The 23,272-nt window shown below is 45.2% G+C and carries 18 protein-coding genes and 2 pseudogenes; 4 read left to right on the top strand and 16 right to left on the bottom strand.

The window, feature by feature from the left end; translation table 11 throughout:
* Window positions 1-8: 8 nt before the first annotated feature.
* The 5 genes and pseudogenes from torD to JMA39_RS14945 form a co-directional block, all read right to left on the bottom strand.
* Window positions 9-674 carry a molecular chaperone TorD gene (torD, locus tag JMA39_RS14965; RefSeq protein WP_202722654.1) on the bottom strand — a complete coding sequence of 222 codons (666 nt, stop codon included), beginning with the start codon at window positions 672-674 and terminating at the stop codon, window positions 9-11.
* The gene (torA, locus tag JMA39_RS14960) at window positions 671-3,169 is read right to left on the bottom strand and encodes a trimethylamine-N-oxide reductase TorA (RefSeq protein WP_202722653.1); all 2,499 of its coding nucleotides are present in this window, start codon (window positions 3,167-3,169) and stop codon (window positions 671-673) included. Before torA ends, torD begins: the two co-directional genes overlap by 4 nt.
* A gap of 14 nt (window positions 3,170-3,183) precedes the next feature.
* On the bottom strand, window positions 3,184-4,362 hold the full coding sequence (gene torC, locus JMA39_RS14955) for a pentaheme c-type cytochrome TorC (protein ID WP_202722652.1): 1,179 nt from the start codon (window positions 4,360-4,362) through the stop codon (window positions 3,184-3,186).
* A 40-nt stretch (window positions 4,363-4,402) separates the two neighbouring features.
* Entirely contained in the window at window positions 4,403-4,573 is a 171-nt protein-coding gene (locus tag JMA39_RS14950) for a periplasmic nitrate reductase, NapE protein (RefSeq protein WP_202722651.1), read from the bottom strand.
* A gap of 272 nt (window positions 4,574-4,845) precedes the next feature.
* Window positions 4,846-5,213 (bottom strand): annotated as a pseudogene (locus JMA39_RS14945) (DUF2956 domain-containing protein).
* 266 nt (window positions 5,214-5,479) lie between these two features.
* Between JMA39_RS14945 and JMA39_RS14940 the strand changes: the two are divergent.
* Both JMA39_RS14940 and JMA39_RS14935 read left to right on the top strand, forming a co-directional pair.
* Window positions 5,480-7,300 (top strand): ABC transporter transmembrane domain-containing protein, encoded by a 1,821-nt coding sequence (locus JMA39_RS14940; protein ID WP_244999896.1) that lies wholly within the window; start codon window positions 5,480-5,482, stop codon window positions 7,298-7,300.
* Window positions 7,301-7,399: 99 nt separating this feature from the next.
* Window positions 7,400-7,912: a lipocalin family protein gene (locus tag JMA39_RS14935; RefSeq protein ID WP_202722649.1), complete on the top strand. Its 513-nt coding sequence runs from the start codon at window positions 7,400-7,402 to the stop codon at window positions 7,910-7,912.
* A 69-nt stretch (window positions 7,913-7,981) separates the two neighbouring features.
* Here JMA39_RS14935 and JMA39_RS14930 read toward each other — a convergent pair whose 3' ends face one another.
* Together JMA39_RS14930 and JMA39_RS14925 are read right to left on the bottom strand one after the other, a co-directional pair.
* Window positions 7,982-9,580, bottom strand: a complete 1,599-nt coding sequence (locus tag JMA39_RS14930; RefSeq protein ID WP_202722648.1) for an AMP-binding protein — start codon at window positions 9,578-9,580, stop codon at window positions 7,982-7,984.
* 477 nt (window positions 9,581-10,057) lie between these two features.
* Complete coding sequence (locus JMA39_RS14925) at window positions 10,058-10,600, bottom strand: thioredoxin family protein (RefSeq protein WP_202722647.1); 543 nt, start codon at window positions 10,598-10,600, stop codon at window positions 10,058-10,060.
* 248 nt (window positions 10,601-10,848) lie between these two features.
* Between JMA39_RS14925 and JMA39_RS14920 the strand changes: the two genes are divergently transcribed.
* Entirely contained in the window at window positions 10,849-11,463 is a 615-nt protein-coding gene (locus JMA39_RS14920; protein WP_202722646.1) for a LysE family translocator, read from the top strand.
* Between the two features lie 81 nt (window positions 11,464-11,544).
* Here JMA39_RS14920 and JMA39_RS14915 read toward each other — a convergent pair whose 3' ends face one another.
* The 3 genes from JMA39_RS14915 to JMA39_RS14905 all read right to left on the bottom strand — a co-directional run bounded on the left by JMA39_RS14915 (window position 11,545) and on the right by JMA39_RS14905 (window position 13,089).
* Window positions 11,545-11,871 carry a DUF3144 domain-containing protein gene (locus tag JMA39_RS14915; RefSeq protein ID WP_202722645.1) on the bottom strand — a complete coding sequence of 109 codons (327 nt, stop codon included), beginning with the start codon at window positions 11,869-11,871 and terminating at the stop codon, window positions 11,545-11,547.
* A gap of 74 nt (window positions 11,872-11,945) precedes the next feature.
* The gene (locus JMA39_RS14910; protein ID WP_202722644.1) at window positions 11,946-12,479 is read right to left on the bottom strand and encodes a type II secretion system protein; all 534 of its coding nucleotides are present in this window, start codon (window positions 12,477-12,479) and stop codon (window positions 11,946-11,948) included.
* Window positions 12,480-12,537: 58 nt separating this feature from the next.
* Entirely contained in the window at window positions 12,538-13,089 is a 552-nt protein-coding gene (locus JMA39_RS14905) for a type II secretion system protein (RefSeq protein ID WP_202722643.1), read from the bottom strand.
* A 252-nt stretch (window positions 13,090-13,341) separates the two neighbouring features.
* Here JMA39_RS14905 and ung point away from each other — a divergent pair, with 252 nt between their 5' ends.
* Window positions 13,342-14,010: a uracil-DNA glycosylase gene (ung, locus tag JMA39_RS14900; protein WP_202722642.1), complete on the top strand. Its 669-nt coding sequence runs from the start codon at window positions 13,342-13,344 to the stop codon at window positions 14,008-14,010.
* A 64-nt stretch (window positions 14,011-14,074) separates the two neighbouring features.
* On the opposite strand, the gene JMA39_RS14895 is transcribed toward ung, so the two are convergent.
* The 6 genes and pseudogenes from JMA39_RS14895 to JMA39_RS14870 form a co-directional block, all read right to left on the bottom strand.
* A complete protein-coding gene (locus JMA39_RS14895) occupies window positions 14,075-14,812 on the bottom strand; it encodes a DUF2182 domain-containing protein (protein WP_202722641.1) in 738 nt (245 codons plus the stop codon).
* Between the two features lie 48 nt (window positions 14,813-14,860).
* A complete protein-coding gene (locus tag JMA39_RS14890; RefSeq protein WP_202722640.1) occupies window positions 14,861-15,484 on the bottom strand; it encodes a DUF1326 domain-containing protein in 624 nt (207 codons plus the stop codon).
* A 276-nt stretch (window positions 15,485-15,760) separates the two neighbouring features.
* Window positions 15,761-15,931, bottom strand: a pseudogene (locus JMA39_RS14885) (5-formyltetrahydrofolate cyclo-ligase); the annotation flags it as partial.
* A gap of 237 nt (window positions 15,932-16,168) precedes the next feature.
* Complete coding sequence (locus JMA39_RS14880; protein ID WP_202722639.1) at window positions 16,169-18,061, bottom strand: DnaJ-like cysteine-rich domain-containing protein; 1,893 nt, start codon at window positions 18,059-18,061, stop codon at window positions 16,169-16,171.
* A gap of 25 nt (window positions 18,062-18,086) precedes the next feature.
* Window positions 18,087-20,570 carry a PEGA domain-containing protein gene (locus tag JMA39_RS14875; protein WP_202722638.1) on the bottom strand — a complete coding sequence of 828 codons (2,484 nt, stop codon included), beginning with the start codon at window positions 20,568-20,570 and terminating at the stop codon, window positions 18,087-18,089.
* Window positions 20,563-22,023 carry a glycerophosphodiester phosphodiesterase gene (locus tag JMA39_RS14870; protein WP_202722637.1) on the bottom strand — a complete coding sequence of 487 codons (1,461 nt, stop codon included), beginning with the start codon at window positions 22,021-22,023 and terminating at the stop codon, window positions 20,563-20,565. The genes JMA39_RS14875 and JMA39_RS14870 overlap by 8 nt, the downstream gene beginning before the upstream one ends.
* Window positions 22,024-23,272 lie beyond the last annotated feature (1,249 nt).

Raw genomic sequence — 23,272 nt, 5'->3', positions numbered from 1 at the left:
CTTGCAGGTTAGTTTAACTCTGACGCTAACCACTCTGCATCAGACTTAACCCAAGAGAGGGTGAGTCTTGCCAAAGCTTGATAGAAGTTACCGTTATCAACTTCGGTCACCTTGTCCACAAAGCGACTTAACCAGTTGGTTAAGTTCGCTTCGATGAAGCTAAGTTGCACGGCTTCATCGCTATGGATACAAAGGTGAGCGACATAGGCCAAGATTACCGCTAGGTGATCGGCAGGCTCAGGAAACTCGCTCTGCACCTGCAGCTGACTCTGTTTTAAAAACTGGGTCATCTGCTGATGCTGTTCACCAAAGAGTAGCGGCTCGTCTCCATTTTCTGTTGGCTTGTTGTCTAGATACAAGCCAGCATAGGGCGATGCGCTGAACTTGGTACCCACTAAGAACAGACCACAATAATCAGCAGCAAGTTCTAGTAGTGCCTTATCAGTGTTAAGTGTAGCGAGCTCTGCAACCAAGATATTTACATCGGCCTTAAAAGCGCTTTCACTGCCCAGTTGCGCCCAAAAATTCTGGGCTTGTTCACTGGTTAAATCATGCAGTGTTTTATGATCAATCTCTTTAGCAAACAGTGACGAAAGCAATTGATAAATCGTGCTTCTAACCTGGTTAACAGGGTTAACCTCTACTGGTTCTGTGTTTACTGCATCTGTACTCATAGTGCTATCTCAATCGGACCGCTGAATGAACTTACTGCTGGTACTTTACCTTGATACTTTTCGTAGTCAACAAGACAAGTATAGGCAGAACAAGCTTGTGCAAGCTTAGAGGTACCGATATCTAGCGTTAGGGTATTTGGATCGCCATAACTATCTAGCGCACCAATTTCTGCACCGCCCTCTTTGCTACCATCTTTGCCCACAGGACCATACCAAGCGCCCTCTTGGATACGGATAATGCCTTGAGGGAATTTATCCGATACGACGGCACCTGCAAGCAGCTGACCACGGTCGTTAAATACACGTACAATATCGCCAGATTTAATGCCGCGTTTCTTAGCATCTTCTGGGTTTAAATACACAGGTTCACGCCCTTTTACAGTGTAGGTTTCACGGAACTCTGTTGACTCACACATCTGTGAATGCAAGCGCTTATCTGGGTGGCAAGACTGCAACCAAATTGGGTGCTTCTTAGAACCTGGTCCACCATGGCTACGCTCAACTTTTTCCATCCATGTTGGGTGGCCAGGGCAGTCGTCATACTCATAGTGGGCAATCTTACGGCTGAAGATCTCAATCAAGCCCGAGGGTGTACCCAGTGGGTTGATCTCTGGGTCATCTCTAAATGCCTGATGGCGAACCCAAGGCTTACCTTCACCAAAGTATACATAACCGGCTTTCCAGAACTCTTCAAATGAAGGCATTTCAAACTTACCTTCATTCGAAGCTTTACAATCGTTGTACAGCATCTCTAGCCACTGATGCTCGTTCATGCCACGAGTGTACTCTTGCGCTTTGCCCTCGCCTAATAGTGCTGCAAATCGAGTGAATATTTCGAAATCAGAAAGACTTTCGAATAGCGGCTCGACCATTTTCTGCATGGCAAGCAAACCGCGGTTCGCATACGAGCCATAGATGTCGATATCGTTTCGTTCGAATGTCGTACAAGCTGGTAGTACGATATCAGAGAAACGACAAGCCGCTGTCCAGTTCATATCGATAGACACAATACACTCAAGCTTGAAGAAAGCTTCCTTCATGCGGTTACGGTCTTGGTGGTGGTTCCATGGGTTATTACCAGAGAACACCATCATCTTAATGTCTGGGTAGGTAATCTTAGAACCATTAGCATCGATGGTCTTACCTGGCTCAAGGATGGAGTCAATCCAACGGGCAACAGGGATCACGCTGCTTGCGCCATTAAAGTCAGTACTATCAAAAAGCTGCTTCTGGCCATCATCGAGGTTACGTGGGAACGCACCTGGCGCTGCGGCACCAGAAGATGGAACACCAATACCTGAGTAATGGTGGCCATAGCTAATACCGCCGCCAGGTAAGCCGATTTGGCCTATCATGGTCGCAAGTACTGCTGACATCCAGTATGGCTGCTCACCATGCTGCTGACGCTGAACACACCAGCCCATCAAAATTTGGGTACGGTCTTTGGTCAATACTTTTGCAAAGTCGCGGATGACCTCTGGTGAAACACCACAGATTTTTGATGCCCATTCCGGTGTTTTTTCTACACCGTCAGTTTGACCTTGTAGATAAGGTAAGAACTTATCAAAGCCTAAGCTATAGCCTTCGATAAACTCATTATCTAGTAGGTTTTTCTCGACCATTTCATGAGCAATAGCGAGCATGAATGGCACGTCGGTTTGTGGATTAATGTATAGATGCTCACAACCTAGGTATTGCTGAGTTTTAGACACAACAGGGTCGATACTGATAACACGGATCTCGCCTTTCGCGACCTTCTCTTTTAATTGAGCAAGGTAAGCATAAGACTCGTGTGTCTCGGCGTTCCAGCCGACCTGTAGGTTCTTGTAAGGATCATTTGACCATAAAATGATGGTCTTAGAGTGCTCAAGGATCAGCGACCAAGAGGTACCTTGAGCATACACTTCAGTAGAACCTAAGACGTAAGGCAAAATTGTTTGGCCTGCACCGGTTGAGTAGTCACCGACTTTTTTAACAAAGTTACCGTGCATGGCAACAGCGCGCTGCATGTGGCTAGTACATGAGTGCAACTGACCCGTTGCACGCCAACCTGTTTGTCCTGCATGTAGTCCTGATGGACCATATTTTGTTTGAATTAGGTCAAGTGAGTCTTTAAACAAACCCAGTGCTTTGTCCCAAGTCACACGAACGAAGCGGAAATCACCACGCTGTTTAGTATCGCTCTGGTGGCCTTTTAATAAAAAGTCCAAGCGAACCATTGGGTAGCGAATGCGAGATTCGTTATAAACTAAGCCTTTAATACCGTTAATCATATCCGTTGGATACATATCGGTATCGAACGGAATAACCTCAGAGATCACGCCATTTTTGCGCTTCATCTTGAACGCACCCATGTGCGAACCTGTTGTTAGCCAGCCGTCACTTGCATCGGCACCTGACGCCGCTAAAGCATTGAGAGGTGCAAGTACTGATGATCCGCTAAGTACGACATAAGATGTTCCTACTAAGCCTTTTAGAAAGTCTCTTCTGTTCATTGCATTATGTCCTATTAATGAGCCGACTTATCGAAAGTTGATGAATGCTCTTGTAAATATTTCTGTACCAAAGCTTGGGTATCTTGATCCATATTGACGAATGAGATCATGCCTTGGAACATACCAGGCCAAGTATTTGCGTCAAAGTGGGCTGGTGCTGGCTGAGTGTGACATACACTACAGCTTGTATCGTATGTGCTTTGAGCGTAATCCCATAGTGGCTGTAGATCCGATAGTAAGTAGTCGCTATCCGTCCAAATGTCCGCCTCTACACGTTGCCAAATTAGACCTGTCATTGGATCTTCTTTCTCTTCGAATGTCTTAATCACACCTTCTTCTAGCGCTGCATCTTTAGTGAGTTGAGCAGAAAGAATATTTAAGCCAAAGTCGTAGTAGATCACGCGGCCTGCACCGATTTTCTTTCTCCAACCATCGATACCAATCTTGGCACGATTGCCTTTCACTTCTAGGATCTTCACCTTAGTGGCGATATTTAGCGTACCGGCTTCAACATCTGTCTTATCGTTAAAGAATAATGGCTTAGTTAGAGCTGAGAAATAAGTTTGACCTACTTGTAAGCCACTAACACCACGACCAACTTCAGCAATTAACTCAGGTGCACGGGCCGTACCCATGTCAGGTAGGGTATGAGCAATACCTTTGTGGCAGTCGATACAGCTTTGATCTGTTTCTGCTGCACGCTTCATCTGCTTTTGAGCAAGCTTAGACATGCTGTCCCATTTCATAGACTCGTATTGGTGACAGTTTTTACAAGCTAATGATTTATTCTGGTCGAAACGCTTCCACTCACGGCTCGCCATTTCTAAACGCTTGGCATTGTATTTCTCAGGTGTATTAATGGTATTGAACAACCAGCCATATACATCGTGAGAAGCTTCTAATTTACGCGCCATTTTTGGCCCAAATGCGTGTGGCACGTGACAGTCAGGACAGGTTGCACGAACCCCTGAACTGTTAGAGAAGTGAACCGTTTTTTTCAGCTCTTGGTATGGCATGCTTTCCATACCATGACAGCTAATGCAGAACTCTTCGGTGTTGGTTGCTTCTAGTGCGGTGTGAAAACCACCCCAGAAAATAATGCCCATTAAAAAAGCCGAAAGACTAATTGTGCCTAGGGTTAAGTATTTTGCTGGTTTTGTTAGTGTGCGCCAGATGTTAAGTAACCATCTCATAACGGCATCCTCTTAATAAATTTAAAGTAAGTTGTTGATATTAGTGAGATGGAACGCCAGTAAGCGTTAGCGATATCCAAGTAAATAATCCGTATGCGCTAAGTAAAGTGGCAGTTAACACCGGGAATAGAATCAAAATGATAAAGCCAAGTGCTTTGACTTCATCCTTCTTACTTGTAACTTGTTTTTTTTGGGGAGATTGCTCAGTCATGACCGTGTGCTCCAGCTAATCCATATTTTTTGATAGGCTAAGTATAGTTATAGATTGTGAATAGCGATGGCGGGAACAATGAATAGGATAAGACAAGTTATGACAAATTATGAATGGATTTGCTGACATGTTTAACTACTCATACCCACCTTAGTTTAGTAACAACTAAACAATAGCTTATAAGTAGATGCTAAACAATATCGAAGCCGAAGGAAACAGCACTAATGGTGCATCAAAAGTGCTGCTCTCGGTGACAAGGGGGGGAATTAAAATTATTGGCTAATGAATAAGTAGGCGATAAATCCAATCCAACTTAGGGTGAGTAGCCCCCAAGGTAAGTATGGACTTGAGGCGCGGTCTTCAATATTGCTGTGGTCATGGTCACTGGCTTCAAGAGCCTTAGCTTTTACCTCTTGTTTACGGGCTTTATCGCGCTCCCTAGCCTTACCTTTTTGCAATTTTTATATTCGGCGATGCCTTTTTCGATCCCTTGGGCGATGAGTTTGGTTTGCTCTTTAGTTTGCCCTGGTTTTTGTGTCGCTTTAGCCACTTTCATCGCTTCGGTTTTGGTTTCGTTAGAAATAGATTTTTTTGAGGCTGATGCTTTTAAGTTAGCCTGCTTTGAGCTTGATACTGCCATAGATAAATGAATGCTTAGCTAAGAATATGCGCACTATATCAGCTCTGCCATGAGATGTGCAGTACGCTGGGATGATGTAAGCACGACAGCTTTTGCTGGGCAGATAACGCTTGGAAACGATTTGTGATTTTTAGCAGGCGTAAAGTTTTGCTAAACACTACCTGCCTTTGCGTGGGTTTTGTTATTCTGCTGTTGTTTTCATTTTAACCTTACTTAAGGTTAGGGATATTGCATTGAATCGAAACGCTTCTTCTGTCTCTAATGGCGTGGTGGCTAAGCCATCTGTGACAAATGCCAACAAACGCTCGGTACTTCCGTGGATTGGTGCTTTTTTAAAACCTTACCGTACAAAAGTTGTCACCGCGATTATTTTCTTATTTATCGGTTCCTTAGCCTGGTTATCTCTAGGGCAGGGTGTACGCCTGATGGTGGATGAAGGCTTTTTAAAAGATAACGGCTCGCGCCTTAATGAAATTATCTTGTTAGTCATAGGTATTACCGCACTCAGTAGCTCGGCTATCTTCTGTCGCTTCTATCTGATGACTTGGCTTGGCGAACGAGTGAGCGCCGATATCCGCCTTAAGGTGTATGACCATTTATTGAAACTCTCTCCCGGCTTTTACGCCAAGCTAAGAACCGGCGAGGTGATCTCTCGCTTCACTGCGGACTCGACTTTATTGCAATCAGTGGTTGGATCAAGCTTGTCGATGATGCTACGAGCGAGTGTGACCGTCATTGGCGGCATCGTGATGATGGCTATCACCAGTATTAAAATGACCGGGTTGGTATTGTTAGCCGTACCTATGGTGCTGGGACCTATCTTCTTTTTTGGTCGCAAGGTGCGCGACCTTTCCCGTAAAAGCCAAGACAAAGTGGGGGATTTAGGTGCATACGTTGATGAGACTCTGCATGAGATCCATACCGTGCAGGCCTACTCTCACGAAGATAAGGACAGAGAGCTATTTAATCATCGTGTCGAGGCGGTGATGGATGCCGCGAAGGGACGTATTAAGTACCGCTCGATATTAATCTCTTTAGTGATGTTCTTAAGTATTCTCGCCATCGCCTTGGTTACTTGGGTTGGCGCACATGATGTGATGAGCGGGGCAATATCAGCAGGTGAGCTATCGGCGTTTATGTTCTATGCGGTGATGGTTGCAGGTTCGGTCGCGACCATAAGTGAGGTGATTAGCGAAATTCAGCGAGCGGCAGGCGCGACCGAACGCTTAATCGAACTGATTGAAACACCGATAGATATCCCTGTTATTGAAAATCCACTTGAACTGCTAGCACCTGTGCGCGGCGAGCTTGAGCTAAAACAGGTGCGCTTTAGTTATAACAACTTTAATGATGACAGCCTTGAGCGTGTAGAGAGCAGCGATGAAGATGAAGTGATTCGCGGACTGAATATTCATATTAAGCCTGGAGAGCGAGTTGCCTTAGTGGGAGCCAGTGGGGCAGGCAAGAGCACCCTGTTCGAACTGTTGCAGCGCTTTTACGTATTAAATAGCGGCTGTATTGAATTAGATGGTGTTGATATTGCTAGACTCAGTCCGCAAACCTTGCGCCAGCAGTATGCCTTGGTACCTCAAGAGTCGGTGATTTTTGCTACCAGCGTATTAGAAAATGTGCGCTATGGTCGTATCGATGCTAGCGAAGCGGAGGTGAAGCAGGCCTGTATTGCCGCCAAAGCGGATGAGTTTATTAGCGAATTTAGCGATGGCTACCAGACTTATTTGGGGGAGCGTGGAGTGCGACTATCGGGTGGGCAGAAACAGCGTATCGCCATCGCTAGAGCAATACTTGCCGACAGGCCAATTTTACTGCTAGATGAAGCCACCAGCGCCCTCGATGCGGTGAGTGAGCACAAGGTTAAGCAGGCACTCGACTGCTTAATGGTAGGTAAAACCACCTTGATTATCGCTCATAGACTGGCAACGGTAATCAATGTTGACCGCATCTTAGTACTTGATAAAGGGGTTGTCGTCGCTAGCGGTACCCATCAACAGCTGATGCAAAGCAGCGAGCTTTACCGAGAGTTTGCCTGCTTGCAGTTATTAACAGATGATGGATTGCTACAAGAGTGAACTAAAACAGCGTTTTAAGCGTATAGTTAGTTAACAGCATAGGTTTATGAGGTTACTCAATCTCAGCCTATGCATTTCATCACAATAAGAGATAATCCTATGCGCTTAATAACCATTGCTTGTTTATTGTTGTTATCTGCTTGTACTAGCTTGCCCAGTGGTATCGAGCCTGTAAGGCAGTTTGAGTTACCGCGATATTTAGGGACTTGGTATGAGATTGCTCGTCTCGACCACAGCTTTGAGCGTGGCCTTAATCAGGTGACTGCGACATACTCGATGCGCAATGATGGCGGCGTGAAGGTGATTAATCGCGGCTTTTCGACTGCAGAGCAAGCTTGGGATGAAGCTGAGGGGAAAGCTTACTTTGTTGACAGCCCAGATATCGGCCACTTGAAAGTGTCTTTCTTCGGACCATTTTATGGCGCCTATGTGGTGTATGAGCTTGATAAAGAGGGTTATCAATACGCCTTTATCACCAGCTATAACCGTGACTACTTGTGGTTCTTATCGCGCAGTCCAGAGGCTGACGATGCGCTTAAGCTGCAATTTATTGAGCAAGCTAAAAGCCTAGGTTTTGCCACTGAACAAATTATTTGGGTAAAGCAAAGCTAACATAAACAAATAAGGAGCCTAAGGCTCCTTATTTGTTTCGAGTTACTGGTGTAACTGTTATTTATTGAGTTACTTACGTAGCTCGCGCCTTAAAATCTTGCCTACGGTAGACTTAGGCAAGGCGTCAACAAACTCGATAAACTTCGGTACTTTATAAGCGGTCAGTTGTTTACGGCAGTAGTCTTTTATCTGAGTGTTAGCTTGTTCTTTGTCGGCATGGGGATCATTGAGTACGATTACAGCTTTCACCGCTTCACCACTGTGGTCATCACTGATGCCAATCACGGCACACTCCAATATCGCTTCATGATTAGACAGAATATCTTCCACTTCATTAGGGTAGACATTAAAGCCTGAGACGATAATCATATCTTTCTTACGATCGACAATCTTATGGAAACCATCTGCCGTCGCCACCGCAATATCGCCGGTTTTAAAGTAGCCCTCGCGGGTCATCACCTTGTCGGTTTCAGCTTGATTGTTCCAATACCCTAGCATCACCTGTGGACCAAATACCGCTAGCTCACCGGTTTCACCGATAGGCACTTCATTATCGTCCATATCTAAGATTTTTACTTGGGTCGCGATAACTGGCTTGCCTATGGTGCCAAGTTGTTCAAGTCCCGGAGAGTTAAGCGATACCACAGGTGAGGTTTCTGATAAACCATAGCCTTCAGAGATAGTACAACCTGTGGTTTGTTGCCATATCGATGCTGCGGCTTGCGTCAGTGCAGTGCCGCCAGAAATAGTCACTTTTAGGTGGCTAAAATCCAGCGCTTTGAATTCTGGCTGATGGCATAGGCCCACAAATAAGGTATTGAGCCCCGCAAAGCCAGTAAATGGATACTGTGATAGGGTCGAAATAAGTCCTGAAATATCTCTGGGATTCGGGATTAAAACCGAACAGCCGCCACGCTCATAGTAAAGTACCAAGTTCACCATAAAGGCATAGATATGGTAGACGGGTAAGGGCGCAACGAAAATCTCTTCCCCCTCGATAATGCGGCTACCTAAACGGGACTTAATCTGCATAGCATTGGCGATTAAATTACCGTGGGTGAGCATGGCGCCTTTTGAAAGACCCGTTGTGCCGCCTGTGTACTGTAATGCTGCAATTTGTCCAAGCACACTGATTACTGGCGCGTAGGTAAGCTGTTCACCCTTTGCCAGTACGTCACAAAAAGGTACGGTTGCGAACGGCACTTCAGCTTGTGGCTGCGGGGCAATTAAGTCCATCGCATGGGTGGATATCACGGTTTCAATTCCCGTACTCGCTACCACCTCAGTTAATGTTGGTAGCAGATCAGATAGCACCACCAAGGCTTTTGCACCAGAGTCGTTAAATTGATGAATAAGCTCACGTTGGGTATAGAGTGGATTGGTGTTGACCAACACCATACCCGCTTTTATTGCACCGTAAGCAGCAATAACAAATTGAGTAATATTGGGTAGCTGAATGGCAATTCTATCGCCTTGCACCAGATTTGTTTCTTGTTGTAGGTAAGCTGCAAACTGACGCGAATAGCGATTGATTTCGTTGAAGCTGGTTTCTTTACCTAGGCACGAATATGCCGCTTTATCGCCATAGCGGGCGCTGGCAAGTTCGATCAGATCGATAAGAGAAGCGTAACGGGATAGGTCGAGCCTAGTGTCTGAGTCGTATGCCATTGAAATACCTTTTAGCTGATTTAGTTATTATTTGGATTGTCATGCTTACTTAATAATCAAACGGCTGTTTAGATTAGTGTGATCTATACCCCTAGGTCAATGGGGTAAGTTCAAATAAGGTGCTAGCTTTTATAGAAGGTACTAGGTTCTAGGAAGAGCTAGGGCTGTTAAAGCGAAGACGGTTTTAAAAGAGTCGAACGGCCTGTGGCCTAGCGAACGTGACTGCGTCACTACAGAGCGCTGCGCTTACGGTAGATAAAGAAAGATCCTAGGAAGAGCAAAGGCGATAAAAGCAAAGACGGAATAGCCGGAAAAGCAAAGACGGTTTAAAGATGATGAAAGCAAAGATGGAAAAGCAGGAAAAGTAGTTTTGATTTTGTAGGTCGGGCTTTAGCCCGTCAAGCTTTTACTTTTCCTAGCAGGACGAAGTCCGTTCTCGAAGCGTAGCGTCCTAGAACTTAGAACCTAGTATCTTCTTTAGCCTTTGGCCTTTTCTAAGGCTAACATCACAGCTTTTACGGTCAACTGGCTAGGTAACACTATGCCATTTGGTGCCCCCGGGCCGTAGATTTTATTATAGGGCGTCCCACCTCTGCCCTGAGTTTGCATATAACTTTCTACCACGACATTGGGCTGGCTCCAGTCACCCTGCATCAATATGATATTGCTCTGGGTTAAGGCGTTGACGATTTTCTCTCTGTGAGTCACTGAGGCTTTATTGGCGAGGCAGATATTGCACCAGTCTGCGGTAATATCAACAAATACCGTATAACCCTGGTCCACAAGTGGCTGGATTTGACTTGGAGTGAGCGTTTGCCAATGAAGCCGTTTATAGGCGTCATAATCTTCACCATAGTTGAGGAAGCCAAACACGGCGCCTACGCTCATCGCCATAAAGCCTAAAACTAGAATCACGCCGTTAGGAATATATTTCCCCTTCACTTTAAGCCCGACTAATGCGGCAATAAGGGTACAAATCAGTGCAAAGAAAACCAGAATCGATACTGAAATGGTGCTCATTAATACTCCATGATATTAGATAGATGATGACTCCAAAGCTTAGGAGTTTAGCTTGTGTTCAACTGTTTTAATTACACTATTTTGTAGCCGTTCGCGACAAATTCGCGATATTGAACGCTGCAAGCTGAGTTTAACCAGATCTTTATCCCTTTGTCATTTCAGCTTATCGCAATTGATAGTATGAGCTCCTTGGTTCAATCATGTATATTGTGGCGATTAACGCAGTCACACGATAAGAAAGGAAAGAGATGAGTATTAGCGCTTGGCTAGGTTTGCTAGCTATCTGCTGTTTAGGAGCGATGTCACCAGGCCCGAGTTTAGCTATGGTGGTAAGGCACACTTTAGGTGGCGGTCGAGGTAAAGGTATCATCTGCGCTTGGGCGCACTCTATCGGCATTGGAGTTTATGCCTTAGTGACCTTATTAGGCTTGGCGGTTTTGTTAAAACAAGCGCCTATGGTGTTTAACGGTATTGCAGTCATCGGTGCGCTTTATCTTGCCTATATGGGCATGCAAGCACTGCGTTCAAAAGGCGGTATGTCAGATAAACTCGCTGCTGGAGAGTCAACCGATTCCTTTACTGCAGCTCGAGATGGCTTAGCGATATCACTGTTTAACCCTAAGATCATGTTGTTTTTCTTAGCGTTATTCAGCCAGTTTGTGATGGTGGCCGATAGCTTAACCGGCAAAGCGTTAATTGTCTTAACCCCGCTAGTGGTAGATGGCTTGTGGTATACCTTAATCGCGCTGATTTTGTCTCATTCCGCCGTGTTGCCAAAGCTGCGAGAGAAGGCAGCTTTAATCGATAAATTATCGGGGGTGGTGTTAATTCTATTAGCGATACGAGTCGTTGTGACGCTGTAAGCGATGCTGTTATAGACATAAAAAAACGCCATCAACATGATGGCGTTTTTATTGAGTGTTCAGCCGTTAATACCAACTGAATTAAGAGTTAAATACCTGTACGGCATCATCTTTAGCCGCTTCTGGCTCTGGCTCACGAGACTGAACAGGGTTTCTGATATGGTCATCCAAGTTATCATTTAACATGGCTTTATATTCATCAGTAAACCATTCAAGTGCATTGTCTTTCTCAGCAGCAAGATCGGATGACTTTAGCGCAGCTTCGAATGCATTGAAGCGAGAGGCTGCAAAACGCATCGCTGTGCCGACTTTACCGACATCTTGCTCTTTAGCAGCGAGTTCGTTCGCCAACGCAATGAATTGATCGGCTAGTTCAAAAATGGTGGTTTCTTTTTTAGCTTCTGACATCTTGCTTCTGCTCTTGTTTACGTATGGTAGTGACTCGATTCTATCTTAAATGAGCCATTAATGAACCATTGTTATTAACTATTGGGATCTGAATCGGTAATCACGTTGCCGTTACGGGAGTCATAATAGATAGACATGGTCTGCTCTGGCAGGTAGAAATAGCGGCATTGATCAGAGCTAATGTAGGTCGCGAGGTACTCTGCACCTGCTGTATTGGCGTTATTCGATACCACAGGCGCATCTTGTAAAACTGTACGCCAAACAGACATGCAGTCAGCAACATTGTTGAGGCGTGGACTAGATTCAAATGGCGGATAGTTTTGAGCGGGGAAGCCCCACTGGTTGATATCCAGTTGGCCGCTGCTGCCATCGCCGAATACCTGTAGGTTATCGACAGGGCCGTTACCACCTTTAGACGCCCATTTGACGTTAGCTAAGGTGATACCACCTTTAAAGGCGCCGCCTGTGGCTTCTATGCTGGCAATTTCGGCATCTTGTTTTAGGTTAATAAACTTAGGGACGGCAATAACGGCTAAGATGGCTAAAACGATGATCACAACAACCATCTCGATGAGTGTAAAACCGCTCGCTGTCGTGCTTCTTGTCATGAATAGTTCCGTTATTTCACTTGAGTCAGTGCTTTATCCAAAGCTGACACTGTTTATATTAGCTGCTTGGATCTGAGTCCACTACTACACTGCCATTATTGGAATTATAAGTAATCGATAGATTGGTGTTATCTGTGTAGTCATATCTGCAAACACCGAGTGCGATATAATTTGCTTTATAGTCGGTTTCATCCACGCTGCCAGATTCAGACACCGTAGGCTCATTGTTTTGAAATAGCACTTGCCATACAGAGATACAGTCTTCGACGTTATCGAGCTGTGGTGAGGCTTCATCATTGGTGTAATAGTGCTGTGCTGGCCAGCCATTAGCGTTAAAGTCGACATGGTTATCGTCTGACTCGCCAAAAACTGGCAGGTTTTCAGCTGGGCCATCACCGACCTTTACCGCCCACACGGCTCTGGCCAAATCGATGCCAGACTTAAAGGCGCCGCCAGTGGCTTTGACGTGAGATACTTGCGCGTCTTCAGATAGGCTCAGAAATTTAGGCGCAGCAACAACGGCAAGAATACCTAAAGTGATAATGACAACGACCAGTTCGATAAGGGTGAAGCCTGAATGCCGCATAGATGATTGCGCTGGAGAGTACATCGATTGCCGTCCAAAGAAGAAAGAGGCGCTATATTAACACTGACAATTTTTAATACCAATGACAAAAGGTTGGTTTTTGTCGTAGAAGATCGTGTTTAAAATGGCAAAATTGTTAGCGTTTCCTTCTTCGCAATAGCGAATAAGTCGCTCAATCACTGTAAAGTTTGTTTTATTGGTTATCTTAGAGCTAACGATTGCAAGCGATGCTGCGACCTTTTAAGCTTAGGCAAATTTTTATCTTGAGGTTGGATCATGGCAGCGCACTCTAGCTGGCAATCATTTATAAACGAGCAGCAGCAACAAGCCTATTTTCAGTCAATGCAGCAGTTTGTTGAAGGCGAACGCGCTGCGGGAAAGGTGATATACCCGCCAGAGAGTGAGGTACTCACTGCATTTGATTCGACACCGCTAGATAAGGTGCGAGTGGTACTCATTGGGCAAGATCCCTACCATGGTCCAGATCAGGCTCATGGCCTATGCTTCTCGGTTAAGCATGGGGTCAAGACGCCGCCGTCGCTGGTCAATATGTATAAAGAGTTGGCTAGTGATATCGACGGTTTTACCATCCCCGCCCATGGCAATTTGAGCCGCTGGGCCGAGCAGGGCGTGTTGATGCTTAATACGGTACTTACCGTGGAGCAGGGCAAGGCGCACTCCCATGCTAAATCAGGCTGGGAAACCTTTACCGCTAACGCTCTTGCTCTGCTAAACGAGCAGCCTCAGCCAATCATTTTTGTACTTTGGGGCGCTCATGCCATTAAAAAAGGCAAAGGGATTAACGCATCGCAGCACCAGATCATTTCTGGTCCACATCCATCGCCATTATCGGCCTATCGAGGTTTCTTCGGCTGTAAGCACTTCTCTAAAATCAATGAGATCTTGCAAGCGAGGGATGAACAGCCCATCGACTGGCAGGTATAGTCCGTATCTTATCCAATAAAAAAGAGCGCCTTGCGCTCTTTTTTATTAGCCTCAGTTAGTGTTTTTATCCCACCAAGAAGTAGATCCCAAATCCAAGACAAGCTAGGCAAATACCAATATTGATCGCTTCGGGCCAGCTCACCACCTTCTCCAGCAAGATGAGAATCGACAGCGCTAAGATCCAACCTATATGCATTACTCCAACAACCAGCAGTAGGGCCATTAATAGCCAGCAACACCCTACACAGTATTGGCCATGTTTGAGCCCCATCTTGATAGCGCCGAGCTTACCCTCCTGCCACTGATTCATAAGAAAGTTAAGCGGCGTTCTGCAGTAATTTAAACACTGTTGCTTCAACGGCGAGATCTGATAGATACCAATAATTATCAATAAAATACCGCTAAAAATATCGTTGCCGCTTTGCATCATTGGTGTCATTAGCGTCAGTTCATGTAGCTGCCACTGCACTAGGGTGATCACAAGACTGTATAGGCTCCAGATCAGTAGGTAGCCGAGAATAAATAGGTTAGAGGAGACAAATTCAGCCGATCTTTGTCGGCGAGTACGACTTATCTTAGCAAACAGCATAATCATAGGGGTTGCTGAGGGCATCATCATCCCCACCATCATTATCGTCCACATCAAAAATACTAACGTGAGCTCGTAAAGCCCCCATTGAGCAGACATGACCATGGTCATATCAAATAGCATGTAATACCAACTGAGACCAGTAAGCAGTAGGATGCTCACCCAAGTTACCGGTGAGTGAAGGCTGTGAGCTATTTGCGAGACATTAGCCATTTACTTAGCCCCTTCGTTGGAGTTTATTGCATCTGTGATAGGCTAGATTTATCCATTTGGCCACTGCACATTGGCCTTAGCGGCAAACTTGCCCGCATGGTTAAAGCTTAAAGCTTCATGTTTAAGCCACATGCTCTCGGTGGTGCCGATCCGGCCATCGTTCCAGATAAAGCCGCCGTCAGGAAAGCTAATATGTACATGCTGCTCCTCGCCAGTAACTGGGTTCATTAGCGGTTTTTGCTGGACTTTCATTACCCCTTCAACATCGAAAGATGCACTGTCTTCACAGGTGTCCATATTGATATCGACGATAACAGGGCCAACGACAGTGGTAAATGTTGTGGCGAGGGCTTCTAAAGGCATGCCGCCTGCTGCGCCTGAAAATATTGTGGCTAAGGCTGTGACCTGCTCCTCGCTGGCATTCGAGTCGATAAACAGTATGCAGGTGCCGTTCCCCTCATGAATAGCGCCGGGCCACTTTAAGGCCAGTACAACTTTTAAACCGTCGAGTTTAATCTGATCTAGATGGCCATGATTGACCTTAAAGCCAAGCAAGGCTTCGCATGAGCCAAAATCGGGAAAACCTGCAAATTGGCAGCCGCAACCATGGTTACAGTTACAGGTTTCAATCTGGTGCATATTCAGCGACCAGTTATTATTCTCTGCACTCATAACACCTGTCCAAAAAATGAGAAGATGTTGTTAAGTATAGTCTTGCCGAATCAGGGCGATAGCTAATGAGATATGTCAGAGGTGAGGCCGTCGAGTTAAGGACGTCGAGTTAAAACTGCAATGATTTTTCAAGCCCCTGTTTTAATAGGGGAAGCTTGCAAGTTATATAGCTGAAAGGTTTAAACAATCTCCTTTCAGCAGCAATAATTCTAATAACCGCTACTGCTCAAAACTATAGCTGTGGCTAGGGGGGACAATAAAGGGTAACGGCACATCTCAGTGCTCGCTGGGCAAGTTACCAACTTGCTGACAATCATGAGCATAGCCTATGGGTAAAGGCTTCCTCTTGTGCTGCCAGTTAGCGAGAATCCTATCATAGAAGCCGCGGCCCATGCCCATTCGGTTGCCCAGCAGGTCAAAGGCAACGAGCGGCGTGATCAGCACATCGATCTGATGGGGGAGCAGCATCTGGGTGGATAAGCAAAGAGCGACATCTGCTCTGCTGTAGGTTGGGCTTGAGCCCATCAGTCTTGGTTTTATTTATAAAGCAAAGGCGAGGAAAAGCGGGTTCTAGATACAAGCAAAGACGATACTAGCTGCTTAGCTTTTCCGGTTTTACCCGGCTGTTTCGTCTTTGCTTTATTCTTCTTTGACTTGTCGTCTTAGCTGGTATTGCCTTAGCTATTAACGTTCCATATTCATCGATTTCAGCAGAACTGGGCTGTTGTAGTCGGCAACCAAGGTCTTAGCGTTAAGCCAAAAACGGCGGCGAGTTAAGAAATAGCTAAACAGCACTGATAGCAAAATAATTTCGACAACATTGTACTGAGTATACATAATTGCTGGCTGCATTATGTCGCTAATCCCTCTCGCGTAGTTCTCTTCTACAGGCACAATACCCAGTGGACCATTAAGCATGGCAATCACAAACTGAAGACCCACATACAGTGCTGCTGCGGCAATTAAGCCTATTGGCTTTAAATACCATTTCTTCGGCAATTTAACACCCATAACCAATAGATATAAGCCTAGAATAATGGCGCCGCCTGCGAGTGCATTAACAAGCGCAGGTGGCTTATCTAACGCGCTGATAGTGTTGTAATACAAGCTTAGGCAAACATGGGGGAGCAGTAAGGTGATACCTAATGCTAAAGCGTAGGTTTTAGCCTTACCAATATTTTTCCAATAGAATTTTTTTACAAATTGATAGCTTACATAGAATAAGCCTAACGCGAAGACGTAATTGGCAAAAGGATGGATCCCAAATAGTGCAAATTCGGCACTTAATACCGCAATAATCCATTGCGGATAATCCATGATCCCCATTCTTTCTATGGCATTTTCAGCAAACTGTGGGAATAAAAGAGCGATCATTACCGCTAAGGTAAAGAACAGCACGGCATATTTAACCAGCGAAGCCAGCATTTTAGGCACGATGCCTTTAACGCTCTGCTTTTTAAGTTGGCCTACTAAGCTGTCGTAATTGGCGCCAACAGCGTCTTTGATATCGGTAGAAACCCAGTTTTCGTCAAGTAACGCAATTTTACTCTTAGTCTCCCTAGCTTCAATAATATCCTTAATCGCGGGCGTCGCCAGAGCATTGATATCCTTGTTCTTGCTGCCAGCCCCAAGTTGCTGCGCAACTTGCCAAACCGCAGGGTCGTAGACTCCGCCTGCATCGTGGGTAAGGTTTTGCTTACCTGCAAAGCACATTTTAGTGTCGACTTTATCGATGCTTGCGGTAAATTGTAGCGTTGGTAATACCGCGGTAAACCCATATATAAAGGTACAACCGTCAAGCTCATTCTTCACATCGATTTCAGTGATATCGTTAACGCAGTGAACAACGTTCAGTCCTGTACGTTTAACAAAGTCGTCAGTCCATTCATGGTAATCGCTGCTGGTGTAGAACCACTTGGTGCTGCGCTTCGCTTCGCCATCAATGGTGTAGCTATAGTATAAATAACCGCTACCCTCACAGGTACCACAAGTGACATCACCGCTACCACCACAGCTGGTACAAGTGCGGTTACCGCTGCCATAACAGGTTGAGCAAGTTTCAGTGGTGTAAACCGTACGTTCATTGTAACTGTCATAGCGACTTACACTGACTCGGCCACTGCCGCTGCAGGAAAGACAATTTAATTTACCGCTGCCACGACAGCTTCTACATCTCACACAGCCAGAACCATTACAGGTATTACAAAGATCTTCGCCTACATAGACATCTGGAGCTGAATGTAGGTTGGTATTTTTGATTAAAAAGTTTTTTGAAACATCCGGGCCGAGGATCTTTAAAAAACGTTCGTTAAACAGTGGATTTCGGCCACTAACATATTCCTGAGCGGCTTTATTGGCCTCTTGGCTTGCTCTTGAAGAGCTACCACTGGCAATACCTGACGGGCGTTGGCCACCGTGTTTATGGCGGCTTACGCCAATTTCGACTCGCCAGCCAAAGTTGAACTTTAATTGGGCATCTTTAGCCTGTTCATCGCTAAGGACTACGGGGACATTAACCCCAGTGATTTTTTCACCGTTGCTTCGAATAAAGTCTTGAAACTGTTGTAACTTACTCACCTGATACTTCCTATAAAATCACGGGTTAAAACTTAAGGTTAAACTGAGTTTGGTCAGCTTTGAGGTACACCCATTGGCGTACGTCTTGGTAGCCTGGTGCGCTTATTTTGATGTCATAGCCACCGGGCGGAAGTTGCATTCCTGACTGATACTTTGGCTTAATATTCATCACCGAAATTCTGGCATTATCCACGTTGGTATTAATGGTTAATGGCAGGGTTAAGCTAGGCTTAGCTGCGGCGCTTTGTGTGATGACCACCTCATCATGCTCTGGTAACACCGCTAAATCGAAACGGTTTAATGGCTCACTAATGGCGTGGAAACCTTGGGTCATTTTAAGGGCGTTATCTAGTGATGTACCAATAGGTTGCACCAGTGGTTGGGTGACAAGTAGCCACTTAAGAGCGTAGGAAACACTCGCTGAATCGTTCTTCTCCATTTGCTCAAAGAAGTAATTCATCGCCGAGTCATCTAGGGTGTATTTATTACCACCAATAGATAAAGGCACCACAAAAATACAGGCTAATAAGGCGATGGTGACAGTAGGTTTGATATAGGGTTTAGCTGCGTTTTCTGCTTTGGCATCACTTTTAGAGCTTGCCTGTTTAGCTTGCACTAACTCCACCAGTTTCATTGGCAGTTTAAGTACCGTAAGCAGTACTAAGGCTAAGCTTATTGACATTGAAATAGGCGGAATAATGGTTGCTCGTAGCGCCGACTTACCCGTTGCTGCAAATTTACCGCCATCGGCAAACTCTGCTTGCTGGGCTTCTAATACATTGATGTATTCAGTGGTCTTACGCTGAATGTTGGGCTCAATGATCTGCTGCTTAAACTGACGGTTGTTCCAGTCGGCTAAGGTTGGCTTGACGTATAACTCGCCCATACGCTGTTCAATGCGCTGCTGAATTTCATGATGACGCTGGAATTGCTGCCAACTGAGGTTTGGCGACATCTCAGTATTTTTAGCGCGCATATTTTTGTGCCATTCAACATCGGCCTGTTGACGCACTTTGCTAGCAACGGCTTTATCAAAGGTTAAACGGTCGGTAATAGACCAAGTTGTCGGTAAATTTAAGCCCTTTTGTTTAAGCTTTTTATTCACTTTAACGCTGGTGAGTTCGTGCACTCTAAAGGTATGTAGTGAGTTAATACCGAGCGGGTAGCCGCCTGATTCTTTAATAAAGTCAGGCTCCATCTTTACCATCAACACGTTCTTATAGTGGTTCACATCGTTGGTGTATACCATACGGTGATCTTTCAAGCCCGCATCGCCACCGGTTGCAGCGTCAACGGCCTGCATAGCGGTAAATAACCCTAAGGTCATGACACCAGCAATGATTGAGTTACCGACATTTTCAGAGGTAGAGATCTCCTCACGAATAAGCCAATCATCAGGTGGGATATAAGGAATACTTAATTTTTCGATTTCGCGGTCATAGTTTGCTTGTAAACGCTCATAACAGCTATTACGACTGTTGCCTTTTCTTTCTCGGCACTCGTTACGACGTTCGAAATAGTCATAAAGTTTAGGTGCGATTTTCTGTGCTCGAGATTCAACCCGTGCTTCATAGGCGGTAACGCCTTTTTGATATTTCTCCCAGCCTTGCTTCACTTGGTTTTGAGTGTCTAGCCAATACTCATCTGAGCGCTCAGGTGCGCTGGCAACAGCTCGGTTGTACTTAGCTGAGCCATCAGCATACTCTTGGTACTTGCCGCGCAGGGTTTGGCGAAAGTTGTCGTAATCTTGATAGTGAGTATCAAAGTTAGACATGGCTTTATCACGGACAAATTTTTCCATGATCATGCGCTTTTTCTGCGATAGGTCATCAACCAGTTTATCGTCGGCATAGACTAAGCCACCAAATACAGATAAAAAGGCTTTTTCTGTGCTGCTGTGAGCAGTGTCTGGGTCGTAGTTTATGCCTTCAAACTGAATCGACTTTTCGATTAACGCACTACGTAAGACCTGTGAAAGATACGCTTGTTGGCGCTCTGCAGGCGTAGATGCATCAATGATAAATTTATCCACTAACCACTTTTGGCCAAAAAATACCGTAGGCCACACAAGTACCGCAATTAGGCTGAAATAGCCTAAAGCGTGGCCAACCCGTGCCACACGTTTGCCACTCAGTAGCATATCTGCCAGTAGCAAGGTAACGCCAATACCACTAATGGTTCGGCCAAAAAGCTCGACTGCGCGAAGATCTTCATGGCTAGCGTTACGACCACCAGCGACATCAGTTAAAGCTGCGTTGAATATCGCCTCTGGAAACAGGTAAACCACAGAACAGATGAACATGGTCATCAACCACCAAAATGGTTTTCCGGTAATCGCGATCTGCTGCTCTACTTTTTGCTGCTTTTGCTGCTTTTGTTGCTTAGCTGCGGTTGATTGCTGCTTTTTTTGCACTTTTTGCAGCTGTTTTTCTGCCTCGGCCATTTTAGTTTGCGTTGGCGCCGATTTTAATAAACCGGTGGCAAATGGGCTGTGCTTTTTATCAGTCATTGTCGCTACTTGGTAAGGTTAAAATAATGGTTTTGCTATTAGTGGTTTCAATTTCTTCATCAACAATGGTTGGGAAGCCATGTGGATTACTGCCGTGAGCCTGCTTGTTTACCTTTTTAGGCTTGGCTTTAGCGCTGGTAATCGCTTTAAGGCCCGAATTTAACGAGATGTAGTAACCTTCTTGTTGATAGCCTAGCATTTCGTTAAAGCGGTCAAAGTCAGCATCGCCTGGTAGCGAAGCGATATACTTACCTGAAGCCGATACTGGCTGATAGCGCTTTTTAGGCACGGCAGGATTAAATAGTTTTTGGCAGATCTTATAGGGGGTGGTGTCGACTATGACGCCATCTGGTAGCTTGGATTTAGACAAACGCTTTAGTTGCGACTGATGATAATCGGTGCCGTTAATCGTGTAGGTATACACTTTCATGCCATAACGGTGCGCACTGTTTAACACGCTAGTGTTTTGCATGAAACTGCGGATATCTAAATGTAGGCCGGCGTTATTACCCAGTTTGTCATTGAGCTTTTTAATGCCGGCAAGTGAGGCATAGTTTTTATAGCGAGAGCGATAACGCTTAGTGCCATATTTACCAGCAAACTCGATACTCTTTTGGTTATCTAAGTAGTAGTCATCGTTTTGCGCGCCTCGGCGTAGATCTGCAGTGACTTTATCGACACTCGTTGGGTGAGCACCTTGAACAAAACCTAGGTAGACGCGTGGGTTAATCCCGCGAAGCTTCTCTAGCATTTCAAGATCGGATGCCGAGTAGTAAAAGCCGCCCTGACCAATGGTTTGACGCAGCATATTGTCGAGCTCTACTAACTCATGGCCATTAGCTTCAGACTTAATCTCTACGTTTAGCAGTTGATCATAAGAACGATAAGCAGCAAAGGTAGTAAAAGCCTCGTATGCAGTAATTGGCCGCCTATCCAGCAATTCATTCGAGCCTTTTTGGCGTAGCTTTAGGTTGGCATATTGCTTGAGATTCATGCGCTCAAGTTTGTAGCGCTCGCCGGTGTAATAAACCGTTGCGCGCCCAGTTTGGCTATCGTGATGGTTAACCCAAGTGCCATCGCCTAATTGCATAACATCGATTTCGACACTGTTGTAGTTATCAAGCAGCGCAGATGCGATGGCAAGATCGCTACTTTCTGGTAAGCGAAAGTCACCGCGGTGCGCAGAGATATCCAGTGGGCACTGGGCAATTGAGACCATTTTGATATGGCCATTATCGCTTAGATATAAGTTGCGATCACCCAAGGTGAGCTGAATATCAACTATATCTTCACCATCAACCTTTACATCGAAAGGTAGATGACTTAATGAAGGGGGGATCACTTTCGCAGGAGCAGGCGGCGTATCGGGGGTAGATTTACAACCAGAAAGAGCGAAGAGCGTAATGAGTAGTACCGCGTAGTAACGGCGAGCTTTTTGCGTGTAACTTGCCATAATCCCTAAATTACAAGTTATTAATTATTCACGCTTTATACTCGAAGTGAAGGTTTAATACAACGATGGTTATAAGAGTGGGTTTATGCAAGTTATTGATAGTATTGGCATTGCTTTAATTTTGAACTATTCGTATTTTGTATAATGTGACATGCGAATAGTGGTTATCTGTCAAAATTACCAGCGTTGTCAGTATTTTGGCTAAATAAGACCGCTATTTTGACAAGAGAATATCGCTATTTATTCGCATCGTAAAATACAAAAAATCCACCTCAAGTAAGATGGCTTAATGTAGCTTGTTCTTATAAAGAATAGATGCTCCCCAATCTCGATATAAAGAGCCCTTTTTTAGAAAGTCCGACGGGTCGGTATCACCAAGGCTTCATCCCGCCCAGAAATAAGTTGACGGTTTTTGTTGGACTTGCATATCCCTTCTACATCGAAAGATGCACTGTCTTCACGGGGATCTATATTGATATCGATGATAGCAGGCCAACGACAGTAGTAAATGTCGTGGCGAGGGCTTCTAAAGGCATCCCGCCTGCTGCGCCTGAAAATATTATGGCTATGGCTGTGACCTACTCCTCGTTGGCATTTGAGTCGATAAACAGTATGCAGTCGCAGCCATGATGACAGTTACAGGTTTCAATCTGGTGCATATTCAGCGACCAGTTATTATTCTCTGCACTCATAATACCAATCAGTATAAGAAGTTGATCTACTCAGAGCGGTTTTTGGCAAACTAATTCAAGGCGAATAGCTGCAAGAATGGTTATTCCCTTGTAAAGCTGTTCAAAGCTGAAGTAGGCAGCCAAAAACGCTCCAGAATGGCGAGTTTTAGCGCTTCTAATGCTGTGTTAACGAGCTTAAGCGTAGAACAACGATGCTCTTCACTCGTTGCAAACCACATGGTCTTGTATGTTCCCGACATACATAAGACATTTACTCCATCCTTGGAGGTCAGATGCTCGAATGTCATTAAAGCAGGAGCACTTAATGACTTTGCCTCATAACCGCTAAACTCTCGCTGAGCGACTAAATCTTTATACTGATTGGTATAACACCTGTCTAAAAAATGAAAAGATGTTGTTAAGTATAGTCTTGCCGAATCAGGGGGATGGTCGGTGAGTGGTATTAGAGGTGAGGGGGCGAGTTAAGATGATTGCAGTATTTCAATCCCCTATTTTAATGGGGAAGCTTTGCAAACGATATAGCTGAAAGGCTTAAACAACTTCCTTTCAGCAGCAAT

The organism is Shewanella schlegeliana, assembly GCF_016765635.1.
In the GTDB taxonomy this organism is placed as follows: Bacteria; Pseudomonadota; Gammaproteobacteria; order Enterobacterales; family Shewanellaceae; genus Shewanella; species Shewanella schlegeliana.
Note: the sequence above shows the minus strand (reverse complement) of the source record. Positions and strands in the feature narration are given on the sequence as shown.